The 2582-nt window shown below is 44.5% G+C and carries 2 protein-coding genes and 1 pseudogene; all 3 read right to left on the reverse strand.

Features of this window, described 5'->3' with window-relative positions; translation table 11 throughout:
* A pseudogene (locus ACW12G_RS07500) lies at positions 1 to 295 on the reverse strand (argininosuccinate lyase); the annotation flags it as partial.
* 78 nt (positions 296 to 373) lie between these two features.
* Positions 374 to 1603, reverse strand: coding sequence for an argininosuccinate synthase (locus tag ACW12G_RS07505; RefSeq protein WP_095652826.1), 1230 nt, complete (start codon positions 1601 to 1603; stop codon positions 374 to 376).
* Between the two features lie 156 nt (positions 1604 to 1759).
* On the reverse strand, positions 1760 to 2582 hold an 823-nt coding region (locus ACW12G_RS07510; protein WP_455647663.1), incomplete at its 5' end, for an LCP family protein.

Consider the following 2582-nt stretch of genomic DNA (forward strand, 5'->3'; position numbering starts at 1 on the left):
GGCCAATTTTGGCTGTCAGTAACGCTTCAATATTCATATGAATATCTTCATGTTGTACATCAAAGCCTAACTCACCCGCAGCGAGTTCTTGCTGTAATGCCTTGAGACCGGCTACGATTTGGTCCGCATCTGTGTCAGAAATAATCCCTTGGCGACCTAGCATCGTTGCATGCGCAATTGAACCTTCAATATCTTCAGCGGCCATTGCTTGGTCAAATGTAATGGATGCACCGAAGGCATCGACCCAGGCCGCAGCATTTTCGGTAAAACGGCCACCCCATAATTTCGTTGTCATGTGACTTTGTTGATGTGTGGTGAACACCACCCATCTTTCCTTTCCTTAAACTATGTACAGTGGCAAAGCCACTATTTTTTAGACTTCGACTTGTTTAACTGGCTTTTGGCTGTGGACGTGGTTGACTTGTTCGTAAACCGTGTTACTCAATGTCCATAGCTTGATAAAGCCAACCGCTGCTTCTTGGTCAAAGGATGAGGCACTGGTATACGTGGCCAAGTCTTCATCATAAAGTGAGTTATGTGCCGATTGACGCGCCACCGCAATGGCATTTCCCTTAAACAACTTCATTTTCACGACCCCATTAACGTTCTTTTGGGTGTCATCAATAAAGGCCATTAAACTGTCAAATAATGGTGAGACCCACTTGGCCTCATATACCAAATTAGCTAGTTGTTGCTCGATGATTGGCTTGAAATGCGCCACGTCACGTTCCAGCGTCAAATCTTCCAAATCTTTATGCGCCGTCATCAACACGGCAGCAGCTGGCGCTTCATAAATTTCACGTGATTTGATCCCCACCAAGCGGTTTTCAATGTGATCAATTCGGCCAATCCCATGTGCCCCCGCTAATTCGTTAAGCTGATTAATGAGATCAGCCAACGGCAAGGCCACGCCATCAAGGGCGACTGGTACCCCTTGTTCAAAAGTCACGTCCACAAACGCTGGCGTATCAGGTGTATTTTCAATTGCGTTGGTCAACGCATACGCTTCTTCAGGCGCTTGATGCCAGGGGTTTTCTAAAATACCGGCTTCAATAGCACGTCCCCAGAGATTTTCATCAATTGAGTAAGGCGAATCCAACACAATCGGCACTGGCACGCCATGTGCATTGGCATAAGCGATTTCTTCTTCTCGTGACCACTGGAAGTCACGGATCGGGGCTTCAATTTTCATATCCGGATCTAGTGCATGAATCGCGGCTTCAAAACGAACTTGATCGTTTCCATGTCCCGTTGAGCCATGCGCAATGGCTACTGCATTGTTTTCATGGGCAATATCAACTAACTTTTTAATAATCAATGGCCGAGACAAGGCTGAAACCAAAGGATACTCGCCTTCATACAACATGTTAGCTTTAATCACTGGCGCAACATAGTCCGTTGCAAATTCCGCTTGGGCATCAATCACAATCGATTGGCTGGCCCCAACCTTGAGGGCTTTAGCTTGAATCATGTCCATGTCTTTACCATGTTGTCCAACATTTAAGACAACGGCGATGACGTCATACCCTTTTTCTTTCAACCAAGGAATGGCCACCGAAGTATCCAATCCGCCTGAATAGGCTAATACCAATGTTTCTGTCATGTGCTCGACCTCCGTGTTTATCTATGCATTAATACTACCGCTAGACGTTTATTTATTCAACACAAATTCGTTTATATACATTAAAATTGTGTATATTGCGTGAATTTGTGTATTTTATTGCACAAAAAAACAGGTTATGCAACCTGTTTGATACGATTATTCTGCCATTTGGGCGGTAATTTCGTCATGAATACGCGTGATTTCCGTTGGACTCATGATTTCAACAGCACCAAGGGCGCCCATATTTCGTGTTGTGCCATGCAATTGGTCTTGCTTGACATTAGCAAAGGCACCACGATAATCCATCGCTAATTTTTGCATGGCATGTGTTGACATGTCTGTTTGTACGTTATTTGATACTGTATTTAACAATGTATCATTAAACAATGTCCCAACATTCGTCGCCTTCTTCAAGACTGCCCGAATAATCAACTGTTGCCGCATTTGACGGCCATAGTCCCCATTAGGATCTTCGTGTCGCATCCGTGAGAAGGCCAAAGCTTCATTTCCATCCATGTGATATGTTTGACCGGCTGTGAAGCTGTATTGCTTAGCTGCGTTAGCCTGGGTGTCATCACCTTCCGTTGTAAAGGTGATTGGTGACGTGACATCCACGCCACCAACGGCATCGACCATCTTAACCAAGCCACCCATGTTAATCAAAATATAGCCGCCATTAATTTTAATATCGAGCAAATTTTGAACAGCTTCAATGGCTGAATCTGCATTGCCGTAGGCATAGGCGGCATTGATCTTCATTTGTTTACCATTGACTGTCACCAACGTATCACGGGCAATTGACGTCATTGTTGTCGTGTTGGTCTTAGGGTTCACCGTCATCACAATCATCGTGTCAGTACGTCCCTTGTAATCACGACCCAAATCACCAGTATCGGTTCCAAGCAACATATAAGACATTGGTTTCTTATCATCGATTAATTGATCCGCTTTTTTAGTCATTTTTGACGGTGCTTGCATT

The organism is Leuconostoc sp. (assembly GCF_965300815.1).